Origin of the sequence: uncultured Roseovarius sp. (assembly GCF_947259555.1) — a bacterium.
GTDB lineage: Bacteria > Pseudomonadota > Alphaproteobacteria > Rhodobacterales > Rhodobacteraceae > Roseovarius.
This window is the reverse complement of the sequence record NZ_CAMYMD010000038.1, coordinates 31,428-44,371: the sequence shown is the minus strand read 5'-3', so window position 1 is coordinate 44,371 and position 12,944 is coordinate 31,428. Positions and strand designations below refer to the sequence as shown.

Annotated in this window: 13 protein-coding genes; 9 read left to right on the top strand and 4 right to left on the bottom strand. The window is 60.7% G+C overall.

Annotated elements, in window-relative coordinates; all coding sequences use genetic code 11:
* The first annotated feature begins 22 nt into the window (after positions 1-22).
* The 5 genes from Q0X85_RS07105 (at position 23) to Q0X85_RS07085 (ending at position 3,401) form a co-directional block, all read left to right on the top strand.
* Complete coding sequence (locus Q0X85_RS07105) at positions 23-238, top strand: DUF2007 domain-containing protein (RefSeq protein ID WP_297770886.1); 216 nt, start codon at positions 23-25, stop codon at positions 236-238.
* Complete coding sequence (locus tag Q0X85_RS07100) at positions 228-1,001, top strand: methyltransferase (protein ID WP_297770883.1); 774 nt, start codon at positions 228-230, stop codon at positions 999-1,001. Before Q0X85_RS07105 ends, Q0X85_RS07100 begins: the two co-directional genes overlap by 11 nt.
* A 120-nt stretch (positions 1,002-1,121) precedes the next feature.
* Complete coding sequence (locus Q0X85_RS07095) at positions 1,122-1,292, top strand: YdcH family protein (RefSeq protein WP_297770881.1); 171 nt, start codon at positions 1,122-1,124, stop codon at positions 1,290-1,292.
* A 436-nt stretch (positions 1,293-1,728) separates the two neighbouring features.
* Entirely contained in the window at positions 1,729-2,643 is a 915-nt protein-coding gene (locus tag Q0X85_RS07090) for a sulfite exporter TauE/SafE family protein (protein WP_297770878.1), read from the top strand.
* Positions 2,643-3,401 carry a TIGR02186 family protein gene (locus tag Q0X85_RS07085; RefSeq protein WP_297770876.1) on the top strand — a complete coding sequence of 253 codons (759 nt, stop codon included), beginning with the start codon at positions 2,643-2,645 and terminating at the stop codon, positions 3,399-3,401. The genes Q0X85_RS07090 and Q0X85_RS07085 overlap by 1 nt, the downstream gene beginning before the upstream one ends.
* A 62-nt stretch (positions 3,402-3,463) precedes the next feature.
* On the opposite strand, the gene Q0X85_RS07080 is transcribed toward Q0X85_RS07085, so the two are convergent.
* From Q0X85_RS07080 to Q0X85_RS07070, 3 genes are read right to left on the bottom strand one after another with little or no spacing between them, the layout of a single operon-like run.
* Positions 3,464-4,516 carry a sodium:calcium antiporter gene (locus Q0X85_RS07080; protein WP_366129523.1) on the bottom strand — a complete coding sequence of 351 codons (1,053 nt, stop codon included), beginning with the start codon at positions 4,514-4,516 and terminating at the stop codon, positions 3,464-3,466.
* 37 nt (positions 4,517-4,553) lie between these two features.
* On the bottom strand, positions 4,554-5,273 hold the full coding sequence (locus tag Q0X85_RS07075; protein WP_297770873.1) for an SDR family oxidoreductase: 720 nt from the start codon (positions 5,271-5,273) through the stop codon (positions 4,554-4,556).
* Entirely contained in the window at positions 5,270-6,799 is a 1,530-nt protein-coding gene (locus Q0X85_RS07070; protein ID WP_297770871.1) for an AAA family ATPase, read from the bottom strand. The genes Q0X85_RS07075 and Q0X85_RS07070 overlap by 4 nt, the downstream gene beginning before the upstream one ends.
* 310 nt (positions 6,800-7,109) lie before the next feature.
* Between Q0X85_RS07070 and Q0X85_RS07065 the strand changes: the two genes are divergently transcribed.
* Complete coding sequence (locus Q0X85_RS07065) at positions 7,110-7,919, top strand: division plane positioning ATPase MipZ (protein WP_297770869.1); 810 nt, start codon at positions 7,110-7,112, stop codon at positions 7,917-7,919.
* A 102-nt stretch (positions 7,920-8,021) separates the two neighbouring features.
* Positions 8,022-8,732: a GNAT family N-acetyltransferase gene (locus Q0X85_RS07060; RefSeq protein WP_297770866.1), complete on the top strand. Its 711-nt coding sequence runs from the start codon at positions 8,022-8,024 to the stop codon at positions 8,730-8,732.
* A gap of 3 nt (positions 8,733-8,735) precedes the next feature.
* On the opposite strand, the gene Q0X85_RS07055 is transcribed toward Q0X85_RS07060, so the two are convergent.
* The gene (locus Q0X85_RS07055; protein ID WP_297770863.1) at positions 8,736-9,635 is read right to left on the bottom strand and encodes a DMT family transporter; all 900 of its coding nucleotides are present in this window, start codon (positions 9,633-9,635) and stop codon (positions 8,736-8,738) included.
* Between the two features lie 106 nt (positions 9,636-9,741).
* Here Q0X85_RS07055 and Q0X85_RS07050 point away from each other — a divergent pair, with 106 nt between their 5' ends.
* Positions 9,742-10,707 carry a glucokinase gene (locus Q0X85_RS07050; RefSeq protein ID WP_297770861.1) on the top strand — a complete coding sequence of 322 codons (966 nt, stop codon included), beginning with the start codon at positions 9,742-9,744 and terminating at the stop codon, positions 10,705-10,707.
* A gap of 119 nt (positions 10,708-10,826) precedes the next feature.
* Positions 10,827-12,782, top strand: a complete 1,956-nt coding sequence (gene parE / locus Q0X85_RS07045; RefSeq protein WP_297770859.1) for a DNA topoisomerase IV subunit B — start codon at positions 10,827-10,829, stop codon at positions 12,780-12,782.
* The last annotated feature ends 162 nt before the right edge of the window (positions 12,783-12,944 follow it).

The following is a 12,944-nucleotide window of genomic DNA, read 5'->3' as shown; positions in this document are numbered from 1 at the left end:
GCCCTGCCCTTATCTATGGCCTATGAAACAGCTTTTACGCACGAATGATCCAGCGTCTATCGCCTTTGCCCAGGCGCTTCTTCAGGGCGAGGGTATAGACTGCTTTGAGATGGACGTAAACATGAGCATCCTCGAAGGGTCCATCGGTATTTTTCCTCGTCGCCTGATGGTCGCGGATGCCGACTATGACGATGCGCGTGTCGCGCTGATCGACAATGGATTTTCGCTTGAGGACTGAGCCATTTGCAGAGGCCGATCTCAGCCATGACGCCTTTCTTGGCGGCCGATTGCGAATCTCACAACCGCGCAAGGGCTATCGCGCGGGGGTCGATCCGGTACTGCTGGCCGCCAGCGTGCCGGCACGCGCCGGGCAGAGCTTGCTCGACCTGGGCTGCGGGTCAGGCATTGCCGCGCTCTGCGTTGCGACGCGCGTGGCTGGGCTGGTGCTGACAGGGCTAGAGTTGCAACCCGCCTACGCGTCGCTTGCTCGCCAGAACGCCGCCAACAACTCAATCCCGTTCGATGTCCACGAAGGCGATCTTGCAGCCATGCCCGCCGGATTGCGCGCGCGGCAATTCAACCATGTTATTGCCAACCCGCCTTATTTCGATCGCACAACCGGCACTCCAGCGCAGGACTCCGACCGAGAGCACGCCTTGGGTGAGGCACGGCCTCTCACCGATTGGGTTCGTGCGGCGGCGCGGCGGGCCCTGTCCGGCGGTACCGTTACCTTCATCCAACGGTGCGAGCGGCTGACAGATTTGCTGCCCGCCATGTCAGCACATCTCGGCTCAATCGAGATCTTGCCGCTGATTCCGCGCCGCGGCCGGTCCGCACGGCTGGTGCTGATCCGGGGCCGCAAAGGTGGGCGAGCGGCAATGCGTCTTCACGATGGCTGGCTGATGCACGCAGGCGAAAGCCACGATCAAGATGGCGACGACTATACCCCCGCCACATCAAACGTGCTCAGAAATGCCGCAGAGCTGAGTTTTCCGCATTGATTTTAGCAAAATGCCGCACGCAAATTGCTTCAGATTTCGCAGTCGCAGCGTGACACTATTGTAAAAATATGCTGCACTTCCCATGTCGAATAGACGCACCCACCAGAGAGGAGACTGCCTATGAGCTTGAGTTCGCATATTGAAGAACTGAAGAGGAAACATCACGCGCTCTCGGAACAAGTGGAACAGGCGCAGCGCGCGCCGGGCAGCAGTACCCTTGAGATTGCCGATCTCAAGAAACAGAAGCTCAAAATCAAAGAAGAAATCGAGCGCCTCAGCATCAACGCCTGAGTGCGCTTTTTTTAAATTAGCCTTGCCCGCGATCCTCTCGGGCGAGGCCGCACCAAGCCACCTGATCCAGAATGCAATCTGGTATTTTACCCGCTTCAATATTTGCCAAACAGGACTGGCACTGCCTTTTGCTTGGCGTCACAAATGAACGCCCGATTTCAGCCGCGCCAAGTGCGCCTTCTGCTTGATCCGATTTCTTTGGATGAAATCCAGTCTCACCTTTCCGACCTGAGATTTCCAGACACCCCATTGACGGTTTCGTGCTCTGTCAAGGATCAGCAGGCCGTGCATTCGCAAACCTGCCTGCAAGGCAGATGGCTTCCGCCCTTCGGGAAACACGAAGGTTGAGTCCAGTTAACAAGAATTGATCGGGCCTGCGACCATTCGCTTGAGTGTGTCTCTTGCATTAAAAGCGAACATGAGGCTAAGGGGTATCATGCAAATCTACCTCCCCATAGCCGAGGTTTCGGTCAACGCTTTCCTTCTATTGGGATTGGGTGGCCTCGTTGGCGTTTTATCGGGCATGTTCGGGGTGGGTGGCGGTTTTTTGATGACGCCACTTCTTTTCTTCATCGGCATTCCGCCCGCTGTCGCCGTTGCCACCGAGGCCAACCAGATTGTCGCCTCGTCTTTCTCCGGCGTCCTGGCCCATCTCAGGCGCAAAACGGTGGATCTCCGAATGGGCACGGTCCTGCTCATCGGCGGGCTGATAGGTGCTGCATTGGGCGTCCTATTATTCAACTACCTGAAGTCGCAGGGACAAGTCGATCTGTTGGTCAAGCTGTGCTACGTCGTATTTCTCGGCGTCGTTGGCGGCATGATGTTCGTCGAGAGCCTGCGCGCCATTCGTCAGACGCGTCGCGGCGCAGCCCCCAAACGCAAGAAACACGGCTGGGTACATGGCCTACCATTCAAGATGCGCTTTCGCACCTCGGGCCTTTATATCTCGGTCATTCCACCGCTTCTGGTGGGGGTAAGCGTGGGTATTCTGGCCGCGATCATGGGCGTCGGCGGCGGTTTCATCATGGTGCCCGCGATGATCTACCTGCTCGGCATGCCGACCAAGGTCGTTGTGGGGACGTCGCTCTTCCAGATCATTTTCGTGACCGCATTCACCACCATGCTGCACGCCACAACCAACTACACGGTGGATATCGCTCTAGCGGTTCTGTTGCTTGTGGGGGGCGTGATCGGTGCGCAGATCGGGACGACGATCGGCACAAGGATGAAGGCCGAGCAATTGCGCATTCTTCTGGCAGGCATGGTGCTGGTGGTATGCGGAAAGCTTGCATTTGACCTGCTTGTGCAACCCGCCGAGCTTTATTCTCTCGGCGCAAGCGGAGGGCATTGATGCTCTTGCGATTTGCAGCATTGTTGATCCTTGTCGCGTTTCCCTTGCGCGCAGAAGAGGTCGTCCTTGGCCTTTCGAGCGACAAAGTGGCGATCACCGCCACCTTCGAGGGGTCCGACATTTTGATCTTTGGTGCCGTCAAACGCGAATCGCCCATACCCGAGACACCGCTCGATGTGGTGATATCGGTCTCCGGACCGTCACAACCGGTGCAGGTGCGGCGCAAGGAGAGACAATTCGGCATATGGGTCAATACCGACATGGTCGATCTCGATGCCGCGCCCAGCTTTTATGCCGTGGCCACGACCGGCCCGCTCGACAAGGTGCTGTCCAGCACCGAAGATCTCCGGCATCGCGTCTCGATCCCACGTGCAATCCGCTCGGTGGGCGCGGCGAGCATGGTGGAGGACGTCGAGAGCTTTACCGACGCGCTGATCCGGATCAAGCGCGATCAGGGCGCCTACCAAATGCGCGAGGGTGCGGTGGTGTTCGACGAACAGACGCTTTTCCGGACGGCAATCGCCTTGCCAGCCAACCTTACCGAAGGGGTCTATTCGACACGTATTTTCCTGACCCGCGAGGGGCGGGTTGTGTCACAATTCGAGACCGTGATCGACGTGCGAAAAGTCGGGTTGGAGCGCTGGCTCTTCACCCTCTCACGAGAACAACCCATGCTTTACGGCTTGATGTCGCTGGCAATTGCCATTGCAGCGGGTTGGGGTGCGTCAGCCGCATTTCAGGTGATGCGGCGAGGTTGATTGACCCTATCAGCGTCGAGCGATTTGCAACAGCGCGGCAAGCCATTCTTATGGGACTATCTTCACCCGTCTGTTCCCATAATCACCTGAGCCGCAATCGCGCTCATGTAGACAACAAGCAGCGCCACGCTTTCCGCGCCGATATGCGCAGGCCCCTTGCGTTGGCGCAAAATCAGCCCTCCCAGCAAAATGGCGGTCATCAGGATCGCCGTGAGGGTCCAGAACTGATCGCTCGTGCCTGCCGCGTGGTAGAGAGACCCCTCTCGATAGGATAGGTCGGCCGCAGTCAGAAAGAGCGTGTCAAAGGTATTTCCGCCGATGATACCGCCAACCGCCAATTGCAACGCCCCACGGCGCACCGCAGCAATGGTGGTCACAAGCTCGGGGAGCGATGTCACGACCGCCGTCGCCAGGGCACCAACGAGCGATCCCGACAGCGCCATGCGCCCGGTGAGCGTGCCTGCTGTCTTGGCAATGATCCAACCCGAAAACGCCATCACCAGCATCAGCAGAAAGAGCAACAAAAAAAGCCGTGACGTGCTTGTCCAGCCCGCGTCATCGGCTTCCTCATCGGGTGTGTCTGCTCTTGTATCCTTGGTCGAAACAGGATGCCACATCGGCTGCTCGCGCAACGCGCGAGTGACGAGCAGCGCGAAGACATAGACAACCGGAATCACCAGCGAAACAGGATGAACGGCGAGGATCGTGAAATCCGGTAGGGTCTGCGCCATCAGCGGAAGTGTCAAAAGCACGATCAACGTAACCGACTGAAAGATGTTGGCCAAATCGGCGGCGGCGTGTTCCAGATTGGCTTTGCGGTACACCACATCCGCGATGGCCAAAAATGCGGTCTGAGCGGCAATACCGCCGATGCTGTTGGAATACGCCAAGGACGCATAGCCGTCGAAAGCCACCGTAATGGAAACGATCGTTCCGCTCAATGATGTTGCCGCCCCAAGCAGGACCGCCCCCGCAAGCGCCTCGCCGACGCCAGTCCTGTCTGCCAGCCTGTCGACGACACTTGTGATTCTCAGACCGGTCAGCAACACCCCGCCCGCAGCCAGCAGAAACGCTGCCAACAGTGCAGCAAGCGACCAGTCCGCAAGCATGCCCATATCTTTAGACGCCCCCTTTCTTCAGGCTCCGGCCCCGTCAGCCCCTTCCGACAAATGGCATTTTCGTGGCCATCAGCGTCATGAATTGCACATTCGCCTCGGGCGGCAGGTCGGCCATATGCAGCACCGCGCGCCCGACCTCGGCCACGTCCATGGTGGGGGGCGGGTTGCCGGGATTGGCGGCGATGATCCCCTCCAGCAACTCGGTGCGCGCATTGCCGATGTCGATCTGCCCGCAAGCGATGTCAAACGCGCGGCCATCGAGACTGAGCGTCTTGGTCAGCCCGGTGATGGCGTGTTTCGTCGTGGTATAGGCGACCGAGCCTTCGCGCGGCGCATGGGCCGAGATCGAGCCGTTGTTGATGATCCGCCCGCCTTGCGGGTGTTGCCGCCGCATCTGCCCGAAGGCCGCCTGTGCGCACAGAAACATGCCATGCAGGTTCACATCGACCACCTGCCGCCATTCGTCATAGCCCAACTCGTCAATCATCGCCGCGCGGCCAAAGCTGCCCGCGTTGTTGAACAGCACGTCGAGGCGGCCCGACTTGGCGGTGAAATCCGCGAAACAGCGCGCCACATCGTCAGGCGATGTCACGTCGCCGGGCAAGATCACCGCGCGGTCATTGCCTTCGGCCACCGCCTCCAGCGCCTCGGGGCGCCGCGCCATCAGGCCGACCTGCCAGCCTGCCTCCAGAAAGGCGCGCGCGCAGGCGGCGCCAATACCGGCACTTGCCCCGGTGACGAGAACGGATTTCATGGCTCTTCCTCCTGTTCGAGTTCCAAAGGCACAGGCGCGGCTCGCAGATCGTCGATGCTGAGCGGCGCGGTGGGTTTCGACAGCCGATTACGTACCACCCAATGCAGCCGCTCCTCGGCGCGGGTGATCGCCACATAGGCGAGGCGCTTCCACAAGGGCTGCCCGGCCTCCGACCGTCCCATCCGCGCGGCGGCATAGATGTCGGGGGCAAAGACCTGAACATCGCGCCATTGCGAGCCTTGCGCCTTGTGGATCGTCACCGCCGCGCCGTGCAGAAAGGTCGCCCCCATATTGGCCGCATAGGGAATGAACGGCTCTTCCTCACCCGGTTTTTCGATCTTCACGATCGACGCCGCCGACAGGCGCGGGTCCTCGGCACCGATGACATGCAGCCGCGAAAAACCGGGGCGCTTGCCGGGGCCGAGATAGATCACCTGCGCCCCCTTGATCAGCCCGCGCGCCTCAAGATCCAGCCGCTTCTTGCGATGCTTGAGCGGCAGTTCAATACCGTCGCACACCAGCGGCTCCCCTTCCAGCAATGCGGTCTCAGGCGCGCCATGTACCGCGCGAAACGCGTTGATCAAGCGGATGCGCGTGGCGTTGCGCCAGACGAGGACCGGCGAGCGCGCCATCAGATCGACCTCGACCCGTTCGGCCCACCTCACCCGCTCGTCGCGCTTGGCCGCGTCCTCGATCATCCGTTCGAAATGATGAAACTCCAACGCCGGATCGGCGAGCGCATGCGCCAGATCGAGGATCGGGTTATCAGCATCCTGCCGGTGAATGCGGCTCAGTTCCAGCCGGGCAGGCGCGGGCAGGGTCTCGAACACCATGCCGTCATTAGATTTCACCGGCGGCAATTGTGCCGGATCGCCGAACAGCAGAAGCGTCGGGAAAATCTCTTTCAAATCCTCGAATTGCTGCGCATCGAGCATGCTCGCCTCATCGACAAACCCGATATCGAGCGGCTCTTCGCGACGTTTCCAGCCGGTGATGAAGTCCGACCCGCGCAGGCCGGCAGCAGCAAGCGCACCCGGAATGGACTTGTTGCTCTGATAAAACGCCAGGGCCCGGTCGAGCGACAGATCGGTCAGCCCCTCGACCTCGGGGCGGTCGCCCTGCCCCGCCAGCCATTCGGCGATTTTCTCATATTCCGGGTCATAGACCGGGGTGTAGAGGATGCGGTGAATGGTCGTCGCGGGCACCCCGCGCAAGCGCAGCACGCTCGCCGCCTTGTTGGTTGGGGCGAGAATGGCCAGCGTGCGCCGGTCACGCCGTTTGCGCCCCTCCCAATCGCCCGAAACCACATCAACGCCTGCCTCCTCCAGCGCGCGGTAGAGCGCGGCCAGAAGTAGCGTCTTGCCCGACCCGGCCTTGCCCACCACCGCCAGAACCGCCTGTTTTCCCTCGCGCGGGGGTGTCAACACGCCGTCATCAATATCGACACCGACACCACGCAATGCGTCGGTGATACGGTCATGCGCCTCAGCCTGATCAGGCGAATATGTCAGAGCGGTTTCGGTCATGCGGGGACACTATCGTCGCGACGCGGCAGGTGCCAGTGAAAGCCGCTTGGCCGACTGATCGCCTCGGCCTTGAAACATCGTTTCACGCAGACTTGGAGGACGGTGGCGATCTACACCAAAAATGTAGTGCAGCATGGATAGCCCCTTTATCTTCCGAGGTGCCGCCCGATCGCAACCGGGTCAACGTGATCCGGCCGGGTGCACGCAATGCGCTTGACCATCCGGCCTTCCCTTCCCTATTGCAGCGCCAAGAGATAGAGTTTGGCAAAAAACCGCTTGCGGGCTATCCGCAGCTCAGGGGAAGCAAACCATGGCGCATATCATAGTCGTCGGCAATGAAAAGGGCGGCGCGGGCAAATCGACGGTGTCCATGCACGTCGCGACGGCATTGGCACGAATGGGGCACAAGACAAGCGCACTCGACCTGGACTTGCGGCAAAAAACCTTTGCCCGCTACGCCGAGAATCGCAAGAGGTTCATCGAGACATCCGGTCTGGACCTGCCAAGCCCGCGCTACCACGACCTCCCAGAAGTGGAGGCCGATCAGCTCAAACCCGGCGAGAACGTTTATGACAGACGCCTGTCGGCGGCGGTGGCAGAGCTGGAGGCCGATAGCGATTTTATCGTGATCGACTGCCCGGGCTCTCATACCCGGCTGAGCCAGGTGGCACACAGCCTTGCTGATACGCTGATCACGCCCCTGAATGACAGCTTTATCGATTTTGACCTGCTGGCCCATATCGACAGCGATGGAAAGAAGATCCAGGGGCCCTCAGTCTATTCAGAGATGGTGTGGAATGCCCGCCAACTCAGGGCACAAGCCGGGCTGCGTGCAATAGACTGGATTGTGGTCCGCAACCGCCTTGGTGCGCAACAAATGGTCAACAAGAAGAAGATGGGCGATGCAATCGACAATCTGGCAAAGAGGATCGGGTTTCGCGTCGCCCCGGGCTTCAACGAGCGCGTGATCTTCCGAGAGCTGTTTCCACGCGGCCTTACCCTGCTGGACCTCAAGGATATTGGGGTGAAGGGCCTCAACATTTCGAACATCGCCGCACGTCAGGAATTGCGCGATCTCATCAAGGCGCTGAACCTGCCCGGTGTGACTGTAAAGTTCTGATCCCCTGGCAATTTCATCGGCCATGCCACTTGATTGCGTCCCAAAACTTCATACCTAAATATTAAATACCGATTTTATGCGCCGACTGGGGGGGGCCGCGACGTGAGTGATCGGACAAGTTCGCCGTTTTCGAAAGGACGCGATGAGGCGTCGGATTGGCCGTCTCGATGGGATGGCATACTCGATCTCAGACAAAAGACATGGTGCGAGGCCAACGGCATCCCGCTCGCCTACGACCCGTTGCAGATTGGCTGGGTCATCGCTGAAAAAGAAGCACAGTGCCCCAATGCGGTTCCATCTGCTCCATTGTCATGGAAGGTAAAATGCGACCGCGAGCTTGCGTTTCGGCGCTGGAAGGCCGAGGACGTTGGCGACTACATTCGGCTTTTGGGCGACCCCGAGGTCTGGCGCTACATGCATGAGGCATGGCCGGGTGCGATGTCTGACACGTTGGCCCGCAGCCTGATCGACATTTCCGCTCTGGACGATCATCACGATGTTCTGGCCGTCACCTTGGACGGGCGACCGATTGGCCAAATGCGCTTAGCCTTCGGATTGGACGAGAGCAGCCGGGACACTGCTGAACTCAGCTATTGGCTGGGCCGCGAGCATTGGCAACAAGGGCTGGGGCATGATCTTGTGCGGCAGGCGACCAAAAGGGCTTTTGCCGATCACTCATGGCTTTATCGGCTAGTGGCTTTCGTGCATCCTGACAATCCTGCCTCGGTGCGCTGTCTGAGGCGCGTCGGCTATCATGACCGGGGGCATCGCGACGATGGATGGCAGTGTTTCGTGATCTACCGAGATAGCTGAGGATCAGGTCGGTGGTCCGGTGCGGGGGTGCGGTCGATTGCGCAGCCGGCGATGTGCGAGCAACGCCCAAAGGTTCGACACGAAAAGCGCACCGATCACCACAGCGCCACCGATGATCGCCCACACGCCAGGGTCTTCCCCGACCACGGCCCAAACCAAAAGTGGCGCAAGCACGGATTCAAGCAAGATCAGCAGCGCAACCTCTGCAGAGGCGATATAGCGGGGACCAAGCGTCAACAGACAGGTCGAAACGCTGATGAACGCGCCATGCCCCAGCAAGAGCGGCCAGTTTCCAGACCAGACCGCCATCGGCTGAGCCATTGGCCAGATCGCCAAAGAGGCCCCGAGGAAGGCAATCGGAATAGCCGGAATCATCGACACTGACCGCAACTGACGCGCCGCCGTCATCGCCGCAGCAAAGCTGGCAGAGACACCGAGCGCCACCAAATCACCGCTCCAATGCGCCCCTTTCGTCTCGCCCGACCCCCAAGCAATGAGCGCAAGACCTGCAAAAACGCCCATCATCGTCAAGACCATGCGACGGCTGATCGGTTCTCGCAGAAAAATCCGGCTGAAAATCGCAGCGAAAACCGGCATCGAGGCCAGAATGAAGACCACGTTGGCCACGCTGGTGAGACTTACGGCAAAGACAAAGCCCGGCGCGGTTGAGGCGATCAGAACGGTGTAGATAGCACCCGGCCAGCCGGTACGCGCAACACTCGAAAACCCACGCGGCCCTCTTGTGGCCAGCACGCCCATCAGGATCACGCTGCCCGCCGTCACACCACGCCAGAACGCGATCGAGGCCGCGTCGCCATCTATCAGCCGCACAAAGAGCGAATCCGGCACGACAAAAAGCACGCCAAGTGCGGTGATAACCAGTCCTTTTAGATGCGTGGTCATACGCCAATGAGTGCGTTGATGGCGATCCAAAGTAAACCCCGCACTGCACTCTCGTCTTTTACGCCACTGGTCCTTTATGCTGACCGAGAAGCAAGAGGAGAGACGCATGCCCGCACCTGACGATCCCGGACACGCAGCTTCAGCCGCATGGCTCGTCGCCGACGTCGGAGCGAGCCATTCGCGGCTTGCACTCGCAACGACAGACGGGCTTTGCGAACAGAGTGCACAACGGGTTCGAAACACCGACTACCCCGGGTTCGAGCAGGTGGTCGCACAGTACCTTGCTCATCAGGACGTGCGCCCAACCGCTATTTGCGCCGGAGTCGCCGGGCCTGTTCGCGACGGGATATCGCGGCTCACGAACCTCGGCTGGGTGATCGACGCGGGGACGCTTGCCAGCGGCAGCGGGATTAGGCGCGTCCACCTCATCAACGACCTGCAAGCACAGGCTCATGCGTTGGATGACCTAAAAGCACCCAATGTCCAGACCCTGTTTGCGGGCCAGCCTACCCTTGATGGGCCACGCATGGTGATGGGCCTAGGGACCGGCAGCAATATCGCTGTCGCGTACCGCCTGAACGGGGCCCTTTTTGTGCCTGCGGCCGAAGCCGGGCATTCGGGCTTGCCGCATCTGGACGATGAGACAAACGCGCTTATCACCGCGCTTGAACGGCAGGTCTCTCACAAACCTTACGAGGCGCTCTTGTCAGGGCCTGGCCTTGCCCGGCTGCATCGGCTGCGCACGGGTGTCGAGATGACGCCAACCGACATCGTCGCAGGGTATGAGATCAGCCAGCCCGCCTGCGTGCAAAGTCTTGAGATGTTTGCGCGCATCCTCGGCGCGGTCATGGGGAACCTTGCGCTTGCGCATATGTCCACCGGCGGCGTTTTCCTGATCGGTGGTCTGGCGCGGGCCATCGCGCTGCATCTCGCAAATCTGCCGTTTTACGAGAGTTTCGTGTCAAAAGGCCCTTACCGTGACATCATGCAAGCGATGCCCATCCACATCGTTTCCGATGATCACGCCGCATTGTTGGGCTGCGCGCAATATCTGCGGGCGCAACGGGGCTGACAAAGGCAGGTCAGGCAACCGAAGGCGGACCGCACCGCGCAGAGGGAGCCGCGCCCACTTCCCCCGCCCCGCCCGCTCTGTCATACTGCCGCCCAACCCATAAAATAAAGAGCAGCGGCATGAACGATCTTCTCTCGCCCACCCCGAAATCCGACTATGACGCCTCCTCGATTCAAGTGCTTGAGGACATGGAGCATGTGCGCCTGCGCCCCGGCATGTATATCGGCGGCAAGGATGACCGCGCCCTGCATCACATGGTGGCCGAGATCATCGACAACTCGATGGACGAGGCGGTGGCGGGCCATGCCACATGGATCGAAGTGGAACTGCACGCCAATGGCCATGTCAGCGTGCGCGACAATGGGCGCGGCATCCCGATTGATCCGCATCCCAAGGACCCCAGCAAGACCGCGCTCGAGATCATTTTCTGCACGCTCAACGCGGGCGGCAAGTTTTCCGGCGACAGCTACCAGACCTCGGGCGGTTTGCACGGCGTCGGCTCTTCGGTGGTGAACGCGCTCTCTGATCACCTCAGCGTCGAGGTGGCGCGCAACCGCGAGCTTTACCGCATGGCGTTCTCGCGCGGCTTGCCGCAGGGCCCGCTGGAAAAGGTCGGCGCCGCCCCCAACCGGCGCGGCACATCCGTCACCTTCCACCCCGATCCCGAGATTTTCGGCTCGCTCACGCTCAAGCCCGCGCGGCTCTTCAAGATGGCGCGCTCCAAGGCGTATCTGTTTTCGGGCGTGGAAATCCGCTGGAAGTCCGAGATCAGCGATGGCGAAACCCCGCAGGAGGCGACGTTCAAATTCCCCGGCGGTCTGGCCGATTATCTCGCCGAGACGCTTGGCACCAGCACCACCTATGCCGAGCGCCCCTTCGCCGGGACGGTCGATTTCCGCGACAAGTACAACGTGCCCGGCAAGGTCGAATGGGCGATCAACTGGACGCCCGCGCGCGACGGCTTCATCCAGTCCTATTGCAACACCGTGCCCACGCCGGAGGGCGGCACGCATGAGGCAGGCTTCTGGGCCGCGATCCTCAAGGGCATCAAGGCCTATGGTGAGCTGAGCAACACCCGCAAGGCCGCGCAGATCACCCGCGAAGACCTCATATCGGGGGGCTGCGCGCTGGTCTCGTGCTTTATCCGCGAGCCGGAATTCGTCGGCCAGACCAAGGACAGGTTGGCCACCACCGACGCACAACGCATGGTCGAGGGCGCGGTGCGCGACCATTTCGACAACTGGCTGGCCGCCGACACCAAATCCGCCGGTGCGATCCTCGATTTCCTGGTGCTGCGCGCCGAGGAGCGGCTGCGCCGGAGGCAGGAGAAAGAGACCGCCCGCAAGACCGCCACCAAGAAACTGCGCCTGCCCGGCAAGCTGGTCGATTGCACCTCGAACACCCGCGACGGCACCGAGCTTTTCATCGTCGAGGGCGACTCGGCTGGCGGCTCCGCCAAGATGGGGCGGGACCGCAAGACACAGGCGCTTCTGCCGCTGCGGGGCAAGATCCTCAACGTGCTGGGCGCCGCGTCCTCGAAACTGGGCAGCAATCAGGAAATCAACGACCTGACACAGGCCCTCGGCGTGGGCTTGGGCTCCAAATTCAACCTCGACGATCTGCGTTATGACAAGGTCATCATCATGACCGACGCCGATGTCGACGGCGCGCATATCGCGGCGCTCCTGATGACCTTTTTCTTCACCCAGATGCGCCCGATGATCGACGCGGGCCACCTCTACCTCGCCTGCCCGCCGCTCTACCGGCTGACCCAGGGGGCAAAGCGGGTCTATTGCCTCGACGAGGCCGAGCGCGATTTGTGGATGGAAAAGGGCCTCGGCGGCAAGGGCAAGATCGACTACAGCCGCTTCAAGGGTCTGGGCGAAATGGACGCCAAGGACCTCAAGGAAACCACGATGGACCCGGCCACCCGCAAACTCATCCGCGTGACGATAGACGAGGACGAACCCGGCCAGACCGGCGACCTCGTGGAGCGCCTGATGGGGAAAAAGCCGGAACTGCGGTTCCAGTATATCTCGGAGAACGCGCGGTTCGTGGAGGAGTTGGATGTTTGAGAGAGGATAGACAATCAAAACTCAACAACTTACAACCCTAAGCAAAGAAGGTGCCGAAAGCGAGGGGTAAATAGTTCTATGGCAACGGAAACCGAACATCGTGCGCGGCTAAGGGCCGCGCTGGACGAGGCAGCACGGCGTCAGGGCGTGACGCTAACGCAA

Coding starts and splice junctions, on each gene's coding strand:
- Q0X85_RS07050 (WP_297770861.1), top strand. CDS start 9,742: ATGCCCGCACCTGACGATCCCGGACACGCAGCTTCAGCCGCATGGCTC.
- Q0X85_RS07085 (WP_297770876.1), top strand. CDS start 2,643: ATGCTCTTGCGATTTGCAGCATTGTTGATCCTTGTCGCGTTTCCCTTG.
- parE (WP_297770859.1), top strand. CDS start 10,827: ATGAACGATCTTCTCTCGCCCACCCCGAAATCCGACTATGACGCCTCC.
- Q0X85_RS07095 (WP_297770881.1), top strand. CDS start 1,122: ATGAGCTTGAGTTCGCATATTGAAGAACTGAAGAGGAAACATCACGCG.
- Q0X85_RS07065 (WP_297770869.1), top strand. CDS start 7,110: ATGGCGCATATCATAGTCGTCGGCAATGAAAAGGGCGGCGCGGGCAAA.
- Q0X85_RS07080 (WP_366129523.1), bottom strand. CDS start 4,516: ATGGGCATGCTTGCGGACTGGTCGCTTGCTGCACTGTTGGCAGCGTTT.
- Q0X85_RS07070 (WP_297770871.1), bottom strand. CDS start 6,799: ATGACCGAAACCGCTCTGACATATTCGCCTGATCAGGCTGAGGCGCAT.
- Q0X85_RS07105 (WP_297770886.1), top strand. CDS start 23: ATGAAACAGCTTTTACGCACGAATGATCCAGCGTCTATCGCCTTTGCC.
- Q0X85_RS07090 (WP_297770878.1), top strand. CDS start 1,729: ATGCAAATCTACCTCCCCATAGCCGAGGTTTCGGTCAACGCTTTCCTT.
- Q0X85_RS07075 (WP_297770873.1), bottom strand. CDS start 5,273: ATGAAATCCGTTCTCGTCACCGGGGCAAGTGCCGGTATTGGCGCCGCC.
- Q0X85_RS07055 (WP_297770863.1), bottom strand. CDS start 9,635: ATGACCACGCATCTAAAAGGACTGGTTATCACCGCACTTGGCGTGCTT.